This window comes from Okeania sp. (assembly GCF_035285525.1).
Classification (GTDB): domain Bacteria; phylum Cyanobacteriota; class Cyanobacteriia; order Cyanobacteriales; family Microcoleaceae; genus Trichodesmium.
In genome coordinates, this window is record NZ_JAYKGW010000235.1 from 13092 (window position 1) to 28537 (window position 15446).

The following is a 15446-nucleotide window of genomic DNA, read 5'->3' on the forward strand; positions in this document are numbered from 1 at the left end:
CTACAGTTAGATGGGCAACCACCGCAAGTAATATCATCCCGAGGGAAGGGTCAGTGATTCAGATTGAGCAAAAAACCCACACAACTCCGGACGGCACAACAGTAATCGTCCTAACACCAACTGGACGCTTGGATATCACCACAGCTTGGCAGTTTCGCCTGAAGTTGCAAGAGTGTATTTCCAAACTAAGTCGTCATGTAGTGGTAAATTTAGGCCAGGTTAACTTTATTGATAGTTCTGGACTGACATCCCTGGTAGCAGGGATGCGAGATGCTGACAAAGTTAAAGGTAGCTTCCGTATTTGTAGCGTTCATCCAGAGGCCAAATTGGTGTTTGAGGTGACAATGATGGATTCTGTGTTTGAGATTTTTGAAACAGAAGAGGAAGCTCTTAATTATGATGATGTCCGCGAAGGAAATAGAGCTTAAAAGTTTCACAGCAGAACCTGTTAATTTGATGGTAGGAATAATATCTTGACAGTTAAAGTTATACTTTTAAAGGACTATTATTTATACCTTCGGTTTCTCATGGTATATCTTGCCTTGGAAATCAATTCAACTTCAGTAGCATAAATTCTTAGTTGTAGTGAGATACTTATTTAGTTGGACTAAGCTATTCAAATCAAAATTTAAAATTTTGATTTGAATAGCTGCCAACTATAAGCTACTGATTACCAGCTTGTGGTAGGATAAACAAGATACCTATAAGTACAGCGTTGGGGTAGGTACTTTAAATAGCAAAACCCACTCTGCTTTTCTTGTGACTTATATGCTGAAAAATGGTACAGTAGATAAGAAATCAAGCTTTAGAGATGGGATTATATAACTAGAACACCAGGTGAATAATATTCGTACTGTTTCAGATACTAAAAAAGCCTTTTATAATTTTCACACTCGTCCGATTAATTCAATATATAATCGGGTCGTTGAAGAGTTGCTAGTGGAAATGCACCTGATTTCCGTTAATACTAATTATAACTATGATCCGTTTTATGCTTTGGGTGTAGTTACAGCTTTTGACCGTTTTATGCAGGGGTACTCTCCAGAGGAAGACAAAATTTCGGTTTATAATGCTTTGATCGAAGCACAGGAAGAAGACCCCAACAAATACCGTACTGATGCGAAAGGATTAGAGGATGCAGTTCGACAAATGTCAGCATCGGAACTCCTGTCATGGATTTGTTTGTCAACCAATATAGATGGTACTCAAAAATGGCAAGATTATTTAAGGGGTATTTCTGAGGAATCAAAATTTAAGTATAGTCGCTTGTTCGCTATAGGTTTATTTACTTTATTAGAAATAGTAGATACAGAATTAATCAAGGAAAAAGAGAAACGCACGGAAACTCTCAAAAAAGTTTGTCAAGCTTTAAATTTGCCAGAAGAAAAGTTTATGAAAGATATAGATTTGTATCTTGGTAACTTGGAAAGAATGTCTCAAACTCTTAGCGCTATGGAAGATACTCTCAATGCAATGAAGAAAAAACGAGAACAACGTAGTTTAGAAAAAGAAAATAATTCTAATACTCTTAAGAATAGTTCAGAAGGTAGTAACTGACAAATTCTTGACACTACTCTAATACAAGACAGTGTGGTATTTCTAATTCTCACTAAGTGTCACGGTTGGGAATTCTATTTTATACTTATTGCTAATTAAATGCCAAAAAACTGACAAATAAAGATTTGAGCTTTTTTGGCTTGAAGTTAAGATAAAATTAGGAATTTGGGTAGGGAAGTACAGAAAGAAATATCAAAGAATAATTAGGGTCTGCTGATTAAATCTAATCTAAAATAACCTTTAGCTGTAAATATTTTAGGATTTTATTTACTTTGTAAAAAAAACTAAAGTAACATTTTTTAGGTTGCTCAGATTAAAAAAAAAAGTCATAATTTTCGGTTGACTATGGTAGAAAAATTGAGATTTAATTCTTTAAGCTACCTTGGCTCCGTTTTTTTTGTGACTCTACTCTGACCCATAAGATTTTTTTAGCAAACCCTGCTTGACTTTAACCCACCCATTCTCATTTTTGTGATGAAAAAAATTTGTATATCCTAACACAACAAAGTGATTTGATATCTGAACTTCCTCTCTCCGTAAAAATCTACCATAAAGCTTTCCATTCTGTCAGGGTGGCTATGTAAATTGTAATATTCATTAATATAAATAGTAATAGAAAAGATCTGCTAAAACTATAGCTATGTATGTTGACTTATTGGATAATTTAATATGTACAGATTTTACCCAGCAAATCTAGGTGGACAATTTATAATAGATGAATAATCAAAAAACCTAATCTAGATTCAAATCTTGAGCTTCAAACTGATCGGCATAAGATTTAAGTAAGTTACTTAATTGTAAACCAACGTTAGGAGAACTGCCAAAAACTGTAGAGTGAATTGGTTTTCGAGTAATATTTTGCTCGATCGCTTCACCTACCTGTTGAGAAATCAACTGTTGCAACTCATCCTTAGCTTTAGTTCTTTGAAACTGCGCACCCTCTTCAGTAGTAGCATACAAAGGAGGAAGTCTATTCAAAGCATAAGCGGCAATATCTCCTACATCAAGGCTTTTATCGCTGGTTGCCTCTATTTCCGCTACTTTGGCGATCGCCTCAGATAATACTAACTCCTCCATCACGTTAATAAATTGTTTCCGTGGTAAAACAACCACTTCTCCTGTTAATAAAGCCCCCATTAAACGATCTAAGGCCATATATTCTTCAATTGACAATTCAGAAGCTGTATTACAAATTTTTCCTACCTCTGCTTCCATCGAAGGTGTTAAATAACCATCTTGTAAAGCTTGTTCTACAATTCTTTCTATAGTCATAACTTTTATTTAAGCTTACTGATAAAAATTTTTCTATAAGATTTCTAACTTAATAATTTAGAATAAAGTGAGAAGTTTATCAACGTTAACATAAACAACTCCATTGAATTATTCAAATAATTAATAAATTACAGATATTTTTATATGGAAAAAAGTCTTTAATACAGAAAGTTTTCCATAATTAGACTGTAAAATAAAATCTATTCCATACCATTGTACCGCCAAGGAACCGGGTCTACAGCTTGACCATTTACATATAATCCCCAGTGAAGATGAGGGCCTGTAGATGCACCTGTAGTTCCTACAGTACCAATTTCCTGGCCAGCTTTCACCATATCACCCTTCTTGACATTAATACTATTCAAATGCATAAAAATACTGGTTACTCCTTGACCGTGGTCAATACCTACAGTATTACCATGAATTTCATAACCTTGGGATTCTAATCCTACCAGGGCCACACGACCAGAGGCAGGAGCTACTACAGGGGAGCCATTGTAATCTGCATAATCTACTCCACGATGATAATAGTCTTCAGCAAATTCTCCATTATAGTATCTTCTTACCCCGTATACGGTACTAACCGGACCATTGTTGGGGCGAAGGAAAGGACCATTCCACAATTTTTCTGGTGTGACAAGTTGTTTAAATGCTCCTACTGTATCAAATTCTAAATCTGTTCCTTCGAGAGATTCTTTATCAGGGGACAACCAAATAGATTGAGTTGGAAAAGAACGATTTTGCAAGTTTATAGTGAGGTTTTGTGTACCTGTATTAGTTGTTACTTGCACTTGTCTGGAGCCAGATTTATCTAAGGGAGTTGTCGGTAAGAATGCTCGAAATTTATTTTGTCCAAGAGAAAAGGAGGGGTAAGTTTTTCCATCCATATTAACAGTAGGAGGGGGGAGGTTTCCATCTGGTTGCTGAATGAAAACAGATATAGTATCTCCTAGTTTTGGGTTAGTGGGAGTTATCTGTACGGTTTGACTGAAACCAGGTAAAACTAAGACTAAAACTGCTGTCACAGTAGCTAATATTAAACTTTGAATAAACTGCTTCAATTTAGATGATAAAAACATTGATTATTTTTGTTGAATATTCTCTAGATTAATGAAATTAAAGTTGATTTTTTTTGACTCCTACATCTAGGGTGTGTCATCAATTAGATGTTAGAAGCTTTATCAATAAAAGTAGTGGACTGACAAAGTCAAAACTGTTCATTACATCATTGGGGGCGGGTTTATCTAAGCTTGTGAAAATCGTTTTTAACTGAGAAACCCGCCCCTACCGACTGCACAATTTCAGGTATGTGCTCACTGTATCTGAACCTACTCAATCGCAATCACCATTTTTACATAACAGAGAATAGCCTTTTTGTCAACTTATTTAATTAATGACACGCCCTAATCTAAGTATTTTCAAAATTAATTGATCATCGGGTATAGTTAGGGCTGGCTGATTAAATATGGAAGCATTAACAAATAAAGGTTTCAGCAAGTTTAGGTCTGGAAGAAGTACCAGCTTTTAGGCCTGGAAAGCTAAAAAATCTAGTATTTTTGGCTAATTGTGACAGAAAATCCAGGGATAATTCTTCCTCCTACCTCTTTTGTAATTCCCCTGACTCCTGGATTGCAGGATGGCAGGATTCTGACTCCTCCCCCTACCACTCATACTTTTTCAGCAAACCCTAGTTAGTTAATGTCGGGCAAAACTGAGGTTACTTTAGTCATTATACTCTGTGTTTTGAAAATTACTTCAGAGCTATTAAATTGGGAATTTTGGATGGAATTGTGATTAGGCATCTCCAATAATAAGAAAATTAAATCAATTATGGCAGAGAAATTATCAATTATTTCTTCCTACTCCCTCTTTATATTAGTTTTTTGGTTTAAGATAAACAATAGATTGTCGCCAGATGAGAATTGGTAAATCATACTGATCTAAAAGACAGATACAATCTGGGTCTTGCCAGAAAATTTTTCCTACATGGAGGTCGTTAGTAATTAGTTTTAGTTCTACTTCTTTTTTTTCTTTAATATAAGTTTGAATCTGGCGAACACTAGGTAAACTGGTATCAAATTCAGACATAATAATTATTTAATATTTTTTCTAAAAAATCTCAGATTATAAGGTAAGCATTTCCTGTGGAAGGCTGCGCAAACAGCCTTCAGGTAACAGAAGAGTGCTTTTAGTTTTAGATAAAAGCTTGACTAATTGAGTTAGAATTAAATCTTAACTATAAAAGCTCGCTTTCAAGTTATATTCTATTAAAAATCTCTCCTTTCTGAGAGCTGACAGCTAATAGCTGAATGCTTACAAGTAAAGTAAATTTTAACTTGATTATTTGGATAATTAATAATGACAATATTATTTACAAAATATCATGGCCTGGGAAACGATTTTATCTTGATTGATAATCGTCATCAGACACAACCTATACTAACACCCGAACAGGCCATAAAATTATGCGAGCGCAATTTTGGCATTGGTGCAGATGGTGTAATTTTTGCCCTACCAGGAGCGGAGCAAGCAGATTATACCATGAGAATTTTCAATTCTGATGGTTCAGAGCCAGAAATGTGTGGAAATGGAATTAGATGTTTAGCTAAATTTATAGCAGAACTAGAAAATAATAACAAGAGTAAATATAATATTCATACTGGTGCTGGTCTAATTGTTCCAGAATTAAAAGGTGATGGTCAAGTAACAGTTGATATGGGACAACCAAGACTATTGGCATCGGAAATACCGACAACTTTAGCTACTGCTGATGAAAAAGTTGTGGCTCAACCTCTAGAGGTAGCTGGAAGGTCTTGGTCTGTTACTTGTGTTAGTATGGGAAATCCCCATTGCATAACTTTCGTAGAAGATGTTAGTATTATAGACTTAGCCAAAATAGGTCCTGAGTTTGAACATCATTCAGTATTTCCAGAACGTACTAATACAGAATTTATTCAAGTAATTAACCCAAAATATGTGAAAATGAGAGTCTGGGAAAGAGGTGCTGGTGCAACATTAGCTTGTGGTACAGGTGCTTGTGCGTCAGTGGTAGCAGGAGTTTTAACTGGAAATAGCGATCGCTTAGTTACAGTGGAGCTACCGGGAGGTTGTTTGGAAATTGAATGGTCAACTACAGACCAAAAAATTTATATGACTGGAGCTGCGGAAAAAGTATTTACAGGGGTTATAGCATAAATAAGTCAGGACTAATTGTTGACTTAGTTAATCTTTACTTTGACTGCTATATATAAAAAAATTGATAATAAACAGGACTTACACTACTGTACTAATGTTGGGTTGGGTTCCTCAACCAAACCTATGGCTACTGTACTAATGTTGGGTTGGGTTCCTCAACCAAACCTACGGCTACTTGAGCCAACCTAAGACTATTGCAGGATTTTAGATGTGTCAAGCTTAAAGTGATCATATAGGTTTTTGACTAAAAATTTTGAAAAATTAGCATTCTACCATTTTCCTAAAGTCAAATTTGAAGCTTAATATGGCAGTAGTGTTTAAAACTGAAAAATGTGTAAGTCCCGATCAAATAAATCATTAATCAACGGTTAGTATTTCAAAGTGTATAATAACTAACAGCTAAATACTATTTATTTAATTTTGTAGGAAAAGCTAACAGTTTGTCAAATTATAATTTGTAGTAATTTTAACTTTTAACTTAACAATAGGGGTAAATTAATGGGGGGAGGTATTTATTTAATTCAAGATAATGACCAACTTGTGGAAATGACTGAACAAGCTTATGATTCTGAAGATCAACTGCAAGAATATCTGGAAACTTATCCTAATCTTTTAGCAGGAGATGATATAGATAGAGGTATTCCTAGAAGATGGTTATTAATTTCACAGGACATAGCCACATCAAAAGAAGAAGATATAACTCAGGAATGGGCATTATCTCATTTATTTCTTGACCAAGAAGCAATTCCGACATTAGTAGAAATAAAACCGACTCATAATAGAGATGTTCGGCAAAAAGTGGTTGGTCAAATGATTGATTATGCAGCTAATGCCGGAGTTTATTGGCCTATCGAATCAATTATTACTAAGTTTGAGGTTAATTGTCGAGAGCATGGTCGCGATCCAGAACAAGTATTTGAAAAGTTTCTAGGGAAAGATGCTCATGAGGAGAAGTTTTGGCAGAAAGTGAAAACTAATCTACAAGCAGGTAAAATTCGTTTAGTATTTGTAGCAGAGAATATTTCAGCAGAACTACGAAGGATTGTAGAATTTCTGAATGGACAGATGGATCCAGTAGAAATTTTAGCACTAGAAATTAAACAGTATGTTAGTCAGGATGGTTTAAGGACTTTAGTTCCTAGGGTAATTGGTCAAACTACGGAAGCGCAACTGAAAAAATCAAGTACCACTCGCGAGAGAAGGAAGTGGGATGAGACATCTTTTTTTCAGGAGTTTAAAACGAGATGGGGTGCTGATGAAGCATCAATAGTGATAAAAATTCATAACTGGGCGAAAAATCAAGGACCTTTGGTGAAAATTCAGTGGGGTAGGGGGGACGTTTATGGTGGTTTTGCAGCAATAGTTAATCAGCAAGGGAGAAAAAATCTAGAGTTGTTTAGTATTGATATTTCTGGTAGTCTAGAAATTTATTCTAATAATTATAGTTGTCAACCTCCATTTAATAGTAATAGTAAATGGTTAGAGTTGAGAGGTAAACTTAGTTCTATTGGTTTAGCTTTACCTGGAAATGCTGAGGAGTTTAGAGCGCCTAGTCTACGTTTATCAACTTTGGAAGATGATGCAGCATTGGAGCAAGTAATAGAAACTTTTAATTGGGTTATTGAGGAAATTAATCAAGGTTAATTCAGTTATTAGTTATTAGTTATCAGTTATATCAGACCTAGATAATTAATTATTGTAGTCATTGTGACTGTAAGGGAGTGAAAGGAAGCAATGTTAGGATTTTAGGAGATTGTTTCCTATTGTCGAATGTGATATTCAAACAAATTCTATATTATTATTTAGCTTCTTCCCTAGAAGCTAAGTTTTTCATGCTGTGGAGCAAAATAGTACCTCCAGAAATAGGAATGTAGTAAGACAGTGTTTTCTTTTTTTATCCTTATTAATGGTGCTGATAAATTTTAATGTTTAGGGATTTAGTTAGCTAAAACCTCAAGTAAATTTATAGCAGATTTTATCGAGCATTTAGTAACATTAATATTATAGGTAGGATACTTGTGTTACTGTTTAACGGTGCTGATAGATTTGAATGTTTAGGGATTTAGTTAGTTAAAACCTCAAGTAAATTTATAGCAGATTTTATCGAGCATTTAGTAACATTAATATTACAGGCAGGATGCTTGTGTTACCTTATTTATGATCTTGATAATATCATACTTTTATATCTAGGTGTAAATAATTTCAAAATAATTATATCTGATTCTCTTGTCGGTGAAATTCTTGGTGGTAGGTATGACATTTGGGCTGATATTGGAAAAGGTGGAAGTAGTTTTGTTTATTTGGCTAAAAAATTAAATAACAATGAACGTTATGCTATGAAAACAATTTCTACAGATGAAAAAAATGCAATTAAATTCTTAGAAAGAGAGACTGATACTTGAAAACGTCTTAATCATCCTCATATTGTAAAGATTATAGATTATGGTTATGAAGAACGTCATAATTTGGTTTATTTAGTATTAGAATATTTAGATGGTCAAGATATTAGAAATTATTTTGATAGTGGGATTGATTTAAAAACAAAGTTGAGTTGATTTTTGCAGATTATTGATGGGATTAGTCATGGTCATGGAAAGAATATTATTCATAGGGATATTAAACCAGATAATATTAAGGTGATAGATATTGATGAGGAACCACAAGCAAAAGTTTGAGATTTTGGTATAGCTATTATTACTACTACTTTGTTAACAAATACGATTAGAAGTTATCATACACCTTTATTTTCTGCGCCGGAACAAATTAATCTTGAGGGAGTTTCTAGAGATTCGGATGTTTTTTCTTTGGGGATGACTTTTTTATATTTATTATCAACTCCGTCGGAGGGAATTAAATTTCAAGATGAAAGGGATAAAAATATTCTTTATGAGTCTGTTGAAGAAGTTTTAAATGATTATGAAAATTCTCAAAATTTAATAGAAAATTTTCAAGCTGGGACAAGTATAGATCGCGAACAACGTCTTCTTACAACAAAATATTGAGATAGGTTTGCGAATTAAACCGACAGAAAATAAATTGGAAAAAGATATATAAGTTTTTTTGAGGGGAGGGATGGATAACGAAATTAAAGATTTTGAAAATAAGATTAGAAAATATCATTCACTTCTTGAAGCAATAGTGCTTGATTATAAATCAGTAGGCTATCCTTTCTATGTCTTATGTCTTCACTTAACTTATTTGGCAAATAGAGAATTACAATTATTAGAATAGTTTGTGCTGAAATCTATTACTAATGGGTTGGCAAGAATACAAGAAATTTATAGTTTTCTTGGTATAGAAATTTATCAAATAGAAAAAGTATTATCAGAATTAATTTCTAGAGATTTAGTCAAAAAACTTGACAAAATAGAGAAGTTATGTGCTTGCCAATATTGATTTTATCCTCCAAAGGTGGATTTGATATAATAGTAAATCCGGTTATTATAGACTGATTATAAAGTGAAGCATAATATATATATTTGTAATCAGCTTTTCGTTCATCGGATTTGGTATTAATAGCTAAAGTGCTGACTACTAATAGTTGTTGGAGCAGCATTTCCCAGGAAATGCTTACATTATTTTAATAATAAATTTAAAGGTAATTAAAATGAATTTAGCTGATTTAAAAATAGGAGAAACAGGAATAGTCAAGCAAGTATTAGAGGTTGGTTGTCAACCAGGAATAGTTCAGAGATTAACAGCAATGGGAATAGTTTCTGAGAGGCCAGTGCAGGTCTTACGAAAGGCTATATTTAATGGACCTTTGCACATTCGAGTTGGAGCAACCACAGAAATAGCTATTCGACTTCAGGAAGCAGAAATGATTATTATTAAATAAGTCAAAAGTCAAAAAGACATCTCCGGAAAAGAGGGAACACTTAACTGGGAACAGGTATGGAGGGAATAGGGAATACAAATTGATGATTTATGAATAATAATTGATTCTATTTTTTATTTTTGGAGATGTCTAAAGTAAGAAGAAAATTATAGCGGTCAATAGAATTTAATGATGGTGACTGCTAATAGCAGAAATGATTATTATTAAATAAGTCAAAAGTCAAAATTAAGAAGAAAATTATAGCGGTCAATAGAATTTAATGATGCTGACTATTAATAGCTGAATGCGAGCGAATTCCGCAGGAAATACTTACCTGTTAACTAATAACTAATAACTAATAACTGATAAATGAAATGACTTGCCATAACAATAATACATCAACAATTACTAAATCTAATTTAGCCAAAAGAGTTGCTTTAATTGGAATGCCAAATACAGGCAAATCTACTTTTTTCAATCAAATTACTGGAGTTTCAGCTCATGTAGGAAATTGGCCGGGAATAACAGTTGATGTCTTGGAAGCTGAGGTGAAAATAAATAATGAAATAACGCAATTTATAGACTTACCAGGAGTCTATAATCTTAACGGTTTTTCTGAAGATGAAAAAGTTGTACAAATATTCCTAGAAAATAATCCTGTCGATCTAATAATAGTAGTTATTAATGCTTCACAAATTGACCGTCAAATTATCCTGCCATTGCAGATAAAAGCTTTTGGTTTCCCCGCAATTTTGATGCTAAATATGTCAGATGAAGCTAAAAAATATGGAATTAAAATAGACACGGAAAAATTATCTCAACGTTTGGAAATGCCAGTTTTTTTAATAAGTGCTAAATATGGTAAAGGTTATATGAAGGCATATTTGGCAATTTCTGAAAAGTTAAAAGAGAATCAAAGTTCAACTACATTAGATATCTTAAAAGCACAAGAAAATATTTCCGTTAAAGAAATAAATACTGTCTTAAATGAAGTTGTGACTATGCCTTCAGAAATAGCCAAAAATTTCACAGCTCAAGTCGATAAAATTCTGCTTCATCCTGTCTGGGGTTTACCCTTATTTTTCCTGGGAATGTTCTTAGTTTTTTGGGCAGTTTGGAATATCGGACTTCCTTCAGTAGACCTCTTGGATATGGTGGTTGAATGGATACAATTATTAATTGTTGAACCTCTAGTTCAACCTTTACCACAGTTACTTCAAGACTTTCTAATTAATGGAGTTTGGGCAGGGGTGACAACAGTTGCTTCTTTTGTGCCTTTAATTATTGTATTTTTTATAATTATGGCAGTCTTAGAAGATAGTGGATATCTATCACGTTCTGCTTATTTAATGGATGCCTTTATGGCAAAATTAGGTTTAGATGGACGTAGTTTTGTACTGCATATAATGGGGTTTGGTTGTAATGTTCCAGCATTAATGGGAACTAGAGTAATGCGATCGCGTGCTTTACGACTTTTAACTATGTTAATTATTCCTTTTGGTTTATGTTCGGCACGACTTCAGGTATTTGTATTTATTATTGCTGCGATATTTCCAAATGGTAATGGAGCGATAGTTTTATTCTCTCTATATATCCTCAGTTTTTTGGTTGCTATGATCGTTGCAGCCTTATTTCAAGGAATATATAAAAATGAAGAACCTTTCCTTTTAGAACTACCTCCTTATCGTTTACCTACATTAAAACAAATTTTACTGAGAAGTTGGGGAGAAGTCAGAGAATTTTTAGTTAGAGCATCTGGCTTTATTACTTTTGGTTGTATTGCAGTTTGGGTACTTACAAATTTACCTCCAGGAGCAACAGGATTAGATACAATTGGTGGTCAAATTGGGCAATTTATGAGTTTTATTATGGAGCCTATTGGCATCAATCCTTATTTAACATTATCTCTATTTTTTGGGTTTATTGCTAAGGAAATTGTGATTGGTTCTTTAGCAGTTATTTATAGCATGAGTGAACAAAATGTTAGTAGTAATATTGCGGATACAGTTACTTTTATTCAAGGATATAGTTTCTGTATTTTTTGTTTGCTTTATACCCCATGTTTATCTACTTTAGCTACTTTAATTAAAGAGTCAAAATCATGGAAATTTTCTCTACTTTCTTTAGTATTTCCATTAGTTTTAGCTTGGTTATCTAGTTTCATTTTTTACCAAAGCGCTCTGGCTTTACTGAAGAATTAATTAATAATAATTAAGGAGTAGGGAGTAGGGAATAGGAAGAGAAGTCAGAAACCGGTTTTCTCTCAGGGATTAGGGACGTTGCATACAACCTACATCTACGGGAGAAAAATTTTTGCCCTTGTTTCGGACCTGCATCCAACCTAAATCTATTCCATCATTTAAGATGAAACAATCCACTACCAATAGCTTCCCACTCTTCCCAAACTTCCCACCTTTGCTGTATTTCGGCAAGAGTTGGGCATAAAAACCAAGGGATAATTTTTCTGATTTCTCGGGAACCGTGTACGTCTTGTATAACTTCTCTAAATCCTCGCTCTTAACTACTCCCTACTCCCTGTTCCCTACTCCCTTTAAAAAAAAACAACTAAGGAGTAAAATTAAAGACAAATCTGCCAAAATTCAAGCCAACATTTAATGATGTGGTATCAATATAATATCCAAGAAGAAGTACAAACTTATCTTAAGACATTTGTCTATCCGTACACAGGCTTTCTAACCAAGTCTTTACTCAGACCTAAAATTATAGCAATTTTTGAAGCCAGTTTAATCGGAATAACTTCAGGGTTAGCTGCCGTTGCTCTCAAAGAAGGTGTCGGATGGCTAGGTAGCTGGCGAGTAGCAGCATCCCTAAAACTTCCCCCTTGGTTATTACTACCTATTTTTGGCTTAGTTGGAGGATTTGTCACGGGTGCATTAGTAAAAAATTTAGCTCCAGAAACTGCGGGAAGTGGAGTACCACAAGTAAAAGCAGCACTAGCAGGTATGCGAGTCCCCTTAAACTTCCAGATCGCTATTGTCAAAATGCTGACAACCATTCTGACAGTTGGTTCTGGATTAACACTAGGAAGACAAGGCCCAACTGTACAAATAGGTGCATCTTTGGCAGCTTGGATTAGTCGTTGGCTGCCCACTTCTCCCAGGTATCGTCATCAGTTAATCGCTTGTGGTGCTGCTGCTGGATTAGCTGCTGGGTTCAATGCTCCTATTGCTGGAGTGTTATTTGTTGTGGAAGAACTGATGCACGATATTTCTGGTATTACCTTGGGTCCAGCAATTATCGCTTCTTTTCTTGGTGCAGTTGTTCCCCAAATGCTAGGGGGAAAAAGTTCCTACTACAGCAGTTATCAGCTAGATACATCAGTTACCGGATTTTTAGATTTGAAAGAAATTCCTGTCTACATAATTTTGGGACTGTTAGCAGGGTTACTAGGAGCATTATTTAGTCGGGGAATTATTAAAATTTCAAGATTTAATCAGCGTCAACTGAAATTAGAATTACCTTGGCGAATAGCTATTACTGGATTAATTAGTGGTCTAGTAATTGCATTTTTACCAGAGTCATTTCACAATTATACAGGTTTGAGACAATTATTAGGTACTGAGGAAGCTGACTTGAAAGTGAGTTTTATTGCTTTTACAGCCCACTTTATCTTAACGATACTGGCAGCAGGTTCAGGTGCCCCCGGTGGATTATTTGCACCATCATTAGTTATTGGTTCTGCTTTAGGTCATATAGTTGGCATTTTGCAAAATAATTTAGTTGGTGTTGAACAACCAACTGTTTTTGCTCTCGCTGGAATGGGGGCATTTTTTTGCGCGGTATCAAGAGCGCCGATCACAGCAGTAGTAATTATTTTTGAACAGACACAAGAGTTTCGGTTAGTCTTACCGCTGATGATTGTTTCTATTGTAGCTTTATTGATGGCAGAAAAGATAGATAAGAAATCTTTGTCTGACCAAATTTTAGATTTAAAAGGTCTACAAATAAACAAACCAATGTCAGCAAATGATTATTTAAGTTACATTCTTGCCGATAAAGTGATGCACACTCCTGTAGAAACCCTAGATTATAATTTAACTTTAAATGAAGTGAAGCAGAAATTTTCTAATTCTCACCATCGAGGTTTTCCTGTAGTTGATAATCAAGGTTTGCTGATTGGTATCGTTACTCAGACAGATTTAGCCAACACTCGAAAACGTCAACTTCCAGGGAATAGTATTTTAAAAGATTTTATGACACCCCATCCAATGACTGTTAAGACTACAGATAATTTGAGTGAAATTTTAAACCTTTTACATAGATACAAAATTAGTCGTTTACCTGTGATGGAAGGTCGTCATCTGGTGGGAATTATTACTGATACTGATATTATTAAAATAGAATCAGAACAATTAACTGACAATATAAATTTAAGAACTAATCTTTCTGTACCATCTTATGTAGTTTATCAAACTCAATCCCCTCAAGTTGGTAATGGTAGGTTATTAGTACCTTTGAGTAATCCTCGCACTGCTCCTGCATTATTAAAATTGGCTACTGTTATTGCTCGACAGCGCAATTATGAATTAGAATGTTTGCAAGTTGTCATTGTACCTCGTCAAAAATCTCCTGCTGAAACCGTTGTCGATACAACTGAGAGTCGCCGTTTGTTGGCAATGGCAGAACGTATAGCTAAAGATTGGCAAATTCCTATCCACACTCAAGTGCGCGTTAGTCACGATACTGCGGATGCTATTTTGGAAACTGTGAAAGAGAGACATATATCTTTAATATTGATGGGTTGGAAGAGCGAGCTTGCTCCTGGTCGTATTTTTGGCAGTATTGTGGATACTCTGATGCAAAAAGCTACCTGTGAGGTGGTAGTAATTAAGTGGGGTTCGATAAAATTGAGATATGGAGAAAAGGGTATTACTGATTTTGGCTATGATTTGTATTTGTTAGCGATCGCTAAGCTTTTAAATGACCAATACTTAAGATTATTTAGTGTTTATTTTTGCTGGCTCCAGCAACGCCAAGAAAAGTTAGCAAGTGTTGCCAATGAAAAATTTCATCCTGATTATTCGTACTCATTTTTAGGATGGCGAAAATGGTTAGTACCTCTCAGAGATATTTCTACTCAAGCAGCAGCAGTCAAACTTTTGCCTGCTTTGGTTTCTTTGAGTGTGAAGCCAGAAATTATTCTATGTCAAGTTTCCAAGCAAGTTGGTACTGCTCCTGATATTTACGAAATGAACGAAGCTGCTAGAATGCTGCAAAATAGGCTAAATACAGAGGTGACGACTACTTCAGTATGTTCTAACTTTGTCGCAGATGCTGTGATTGATTTGGCTAATGCTCATCACTCTGATGTGGTGGTTATTGGTGCTAGCAAACAAGGGTTTTTGAAGCAGATGATGAATGGTAATATTCCGGAAGCGATCGCTCGTGGTTCTAATTCTACTGTAATTTTAGTCCGAGCTGCAATTAATTATGCGATCTCCTCAAATAGTTAGGGTTGGCGCTTCTTCAGTCTTTTTTAAGGGTAGGGACGTTGCACCGACAAAAATGCGTTTTCCTTAGGGAATGCTCTGCTTTCCATGTCGCCGAGCGATACGCTCGGCGACATAAAAAGCGTACTTCTACT

Annotated in this window: 13 protein-coding genes; 10 read left to right on the forward strand and 3 right to left on the reverse strand. The window is 34.7% G+C overall.

What is annotated here, in order from left to right; all coding sequences use genetic code 11:
• Nucleotides 1–53: 53 nt before the first annotated feature.
• Entirely contained in the window at nt 54–428 is a 375-nt protein-coding gene (locus VKJ25_RS22180; protein ID WP_324238823.1) for an STAS domain-containing protein, read from the forward strand.
• A gap of 409 nt (nt 429–837) precedes the next feature.
• Nucleotides 838–1557 carry a photosystem II biogenesis protein Psp29 gene (gene psb29, locus VKJ25_RS22185; protein WP_324238824.1) on the forward strand — a complete coding sequence of 240 codons (720 nt, stop codon included), beginning with the start codon at nt 838–840 and terminating at the stop codon, nt 1555–1557.
• A gap of 732 nt (nt 1558–2289) precedes the next feature.
• On the opposite strand, the gene VKJ25_RS22190 is transcribed toward psb29, so the two are convergent.
• The 3 genes from VKJ25_RS22190 to VKJ25_RS22200 form a co-directional block, all read right to left on the reverse strand.
• The gene (locus VKJ25_RS22190; RefSeq protein ID WP_324238825.1) at nt 2290–2829 is read right to left on the reverse strand and encodes a late competence development ComFB family protein; all 540 of its coding nucleotides are present in this window, start codon (nt 2827–2829) and stop codon (nt 2290–2292) included.
• Nucleotides 2830–3029: 200 nt separating this feature from the next.
• Entirely contained in the window at nt 3030–3908 is an 879-nt protein-coding gene (locus tag VKJ25_RS22195) for a M23 family metallopeptidase (protein ID WP_324238826.1), read from the reverse strand.
• A 796-nt stretch (nt 3909–4704) separates the two neighbouring features.
• Entirely contained in the window at nt 4705–4917 is a 213-nt protein-coding gene (locus VKJ25_RS22200; protein ID WP_324238827.1) for an Hfq-related RNA-binding protein, read from the reverse strand.
• 270 nt (nt 4918–5187) lie between these two features.
• Here VKJ25_RS22200 and dapF point away from each other — a divergent pair, with 270 nt between their 5' ends.
• The 8 genes from dapF to VKJ25_RS22240 all read left to right on the forward strand — a co-directional run bounded on the left by dapF (nt 5188) and on the right by VKJ25_RS22240 (nt 15315).
• Nucleotides 5188–6024, forward strand: a complete 837-nt coding sequence (gene dapF / locus VKJ25_RS22205) for a diaminopimelate epimerase (protein WP_324238828.1) — start codon at nt 5188–5190, stop codon at nt 6022–6024.
• 498 nt (nt 6025–6522) lie between these two features.
• The gene (locus VKJ25_RS22210) at nt 6523–7668 is read left to right on the forward strand and encodes a hypothetical protein (protein WP_324238829.1); all 1146 of its coding nucleotides are present in this window, start codon (nt 6523–6525) and stop codon (nt 7666–7668) included.
• 497 nt (nt 7669–8165) lie between these two features.
• Nucleotides 8166–8426, forward strand: a complete 261-nt coding sequence (locus VKJ25_RS22215) for a hypothetical protein (RefSeq protein ID WP_324238830.1) — start codon at nt 8166–8168, stop codon at nt 8424–8426.
• Between the two features lie 303 nt (nt 8427–8729).
• Nucleotides 8730–9026, forward strand: coding sequence for a hypothetical protein (locus VKJ25_RS22220; RefSeq protein ID WP_324238831.1), 297 nt, complete (start codon nt 8730–8732; stop codon nt 9024–9026).
• Between the two features lie 232 nt (nt 9027–9258).
• Nucleotides 9259–9420, forward strand: coding sequence for a hypothetical protein (locus tag VKJ25_RS22225; protein WP_324238832.1), 162 nt, complete (start codon nt 9259–9261; stop codon nt 9418–9420).
• A gap of 211 nt (nt 9421–9631) precedes the next feature.
• Nucleotides 9632–9862 carry a FeoA family protein gene (locus VKJ25_RS22230; RefSeq protein WP_324238833.1) on the forward strand — a complete coding sequence of 77 codons (231 nt, stop codon included), beginning with the start codon at nt 9632–9634 and terminating at the stop codon, nt 9860–9862.
• A gap of 353 nt (nt 9863–10215) precedes the next feature.
• Nucleotides 10216–12042, forward strand: coding sequence for a ferrous iron transport protein B (feoB, locus tag VKJ25_RS22235; protein WP_324238834.1), 1827 nt, complete (start codon nt 10216–10218; stop codon nt 12040–12042).
• A gap of 414 nt (nt 12043–12456) precedes the next feature.
• A complete protein-coding gene (locus VKJ25_RS22240; protein ID WP_324238835.1) occupies nt 12457–15315 on the forward strand; it encodes a chloride channel protein in 2859 nt (952 codons plus the stop codon).
• The last annotated feature ends 131 nt before the right edge of the window (nt 15316–15446 follow it).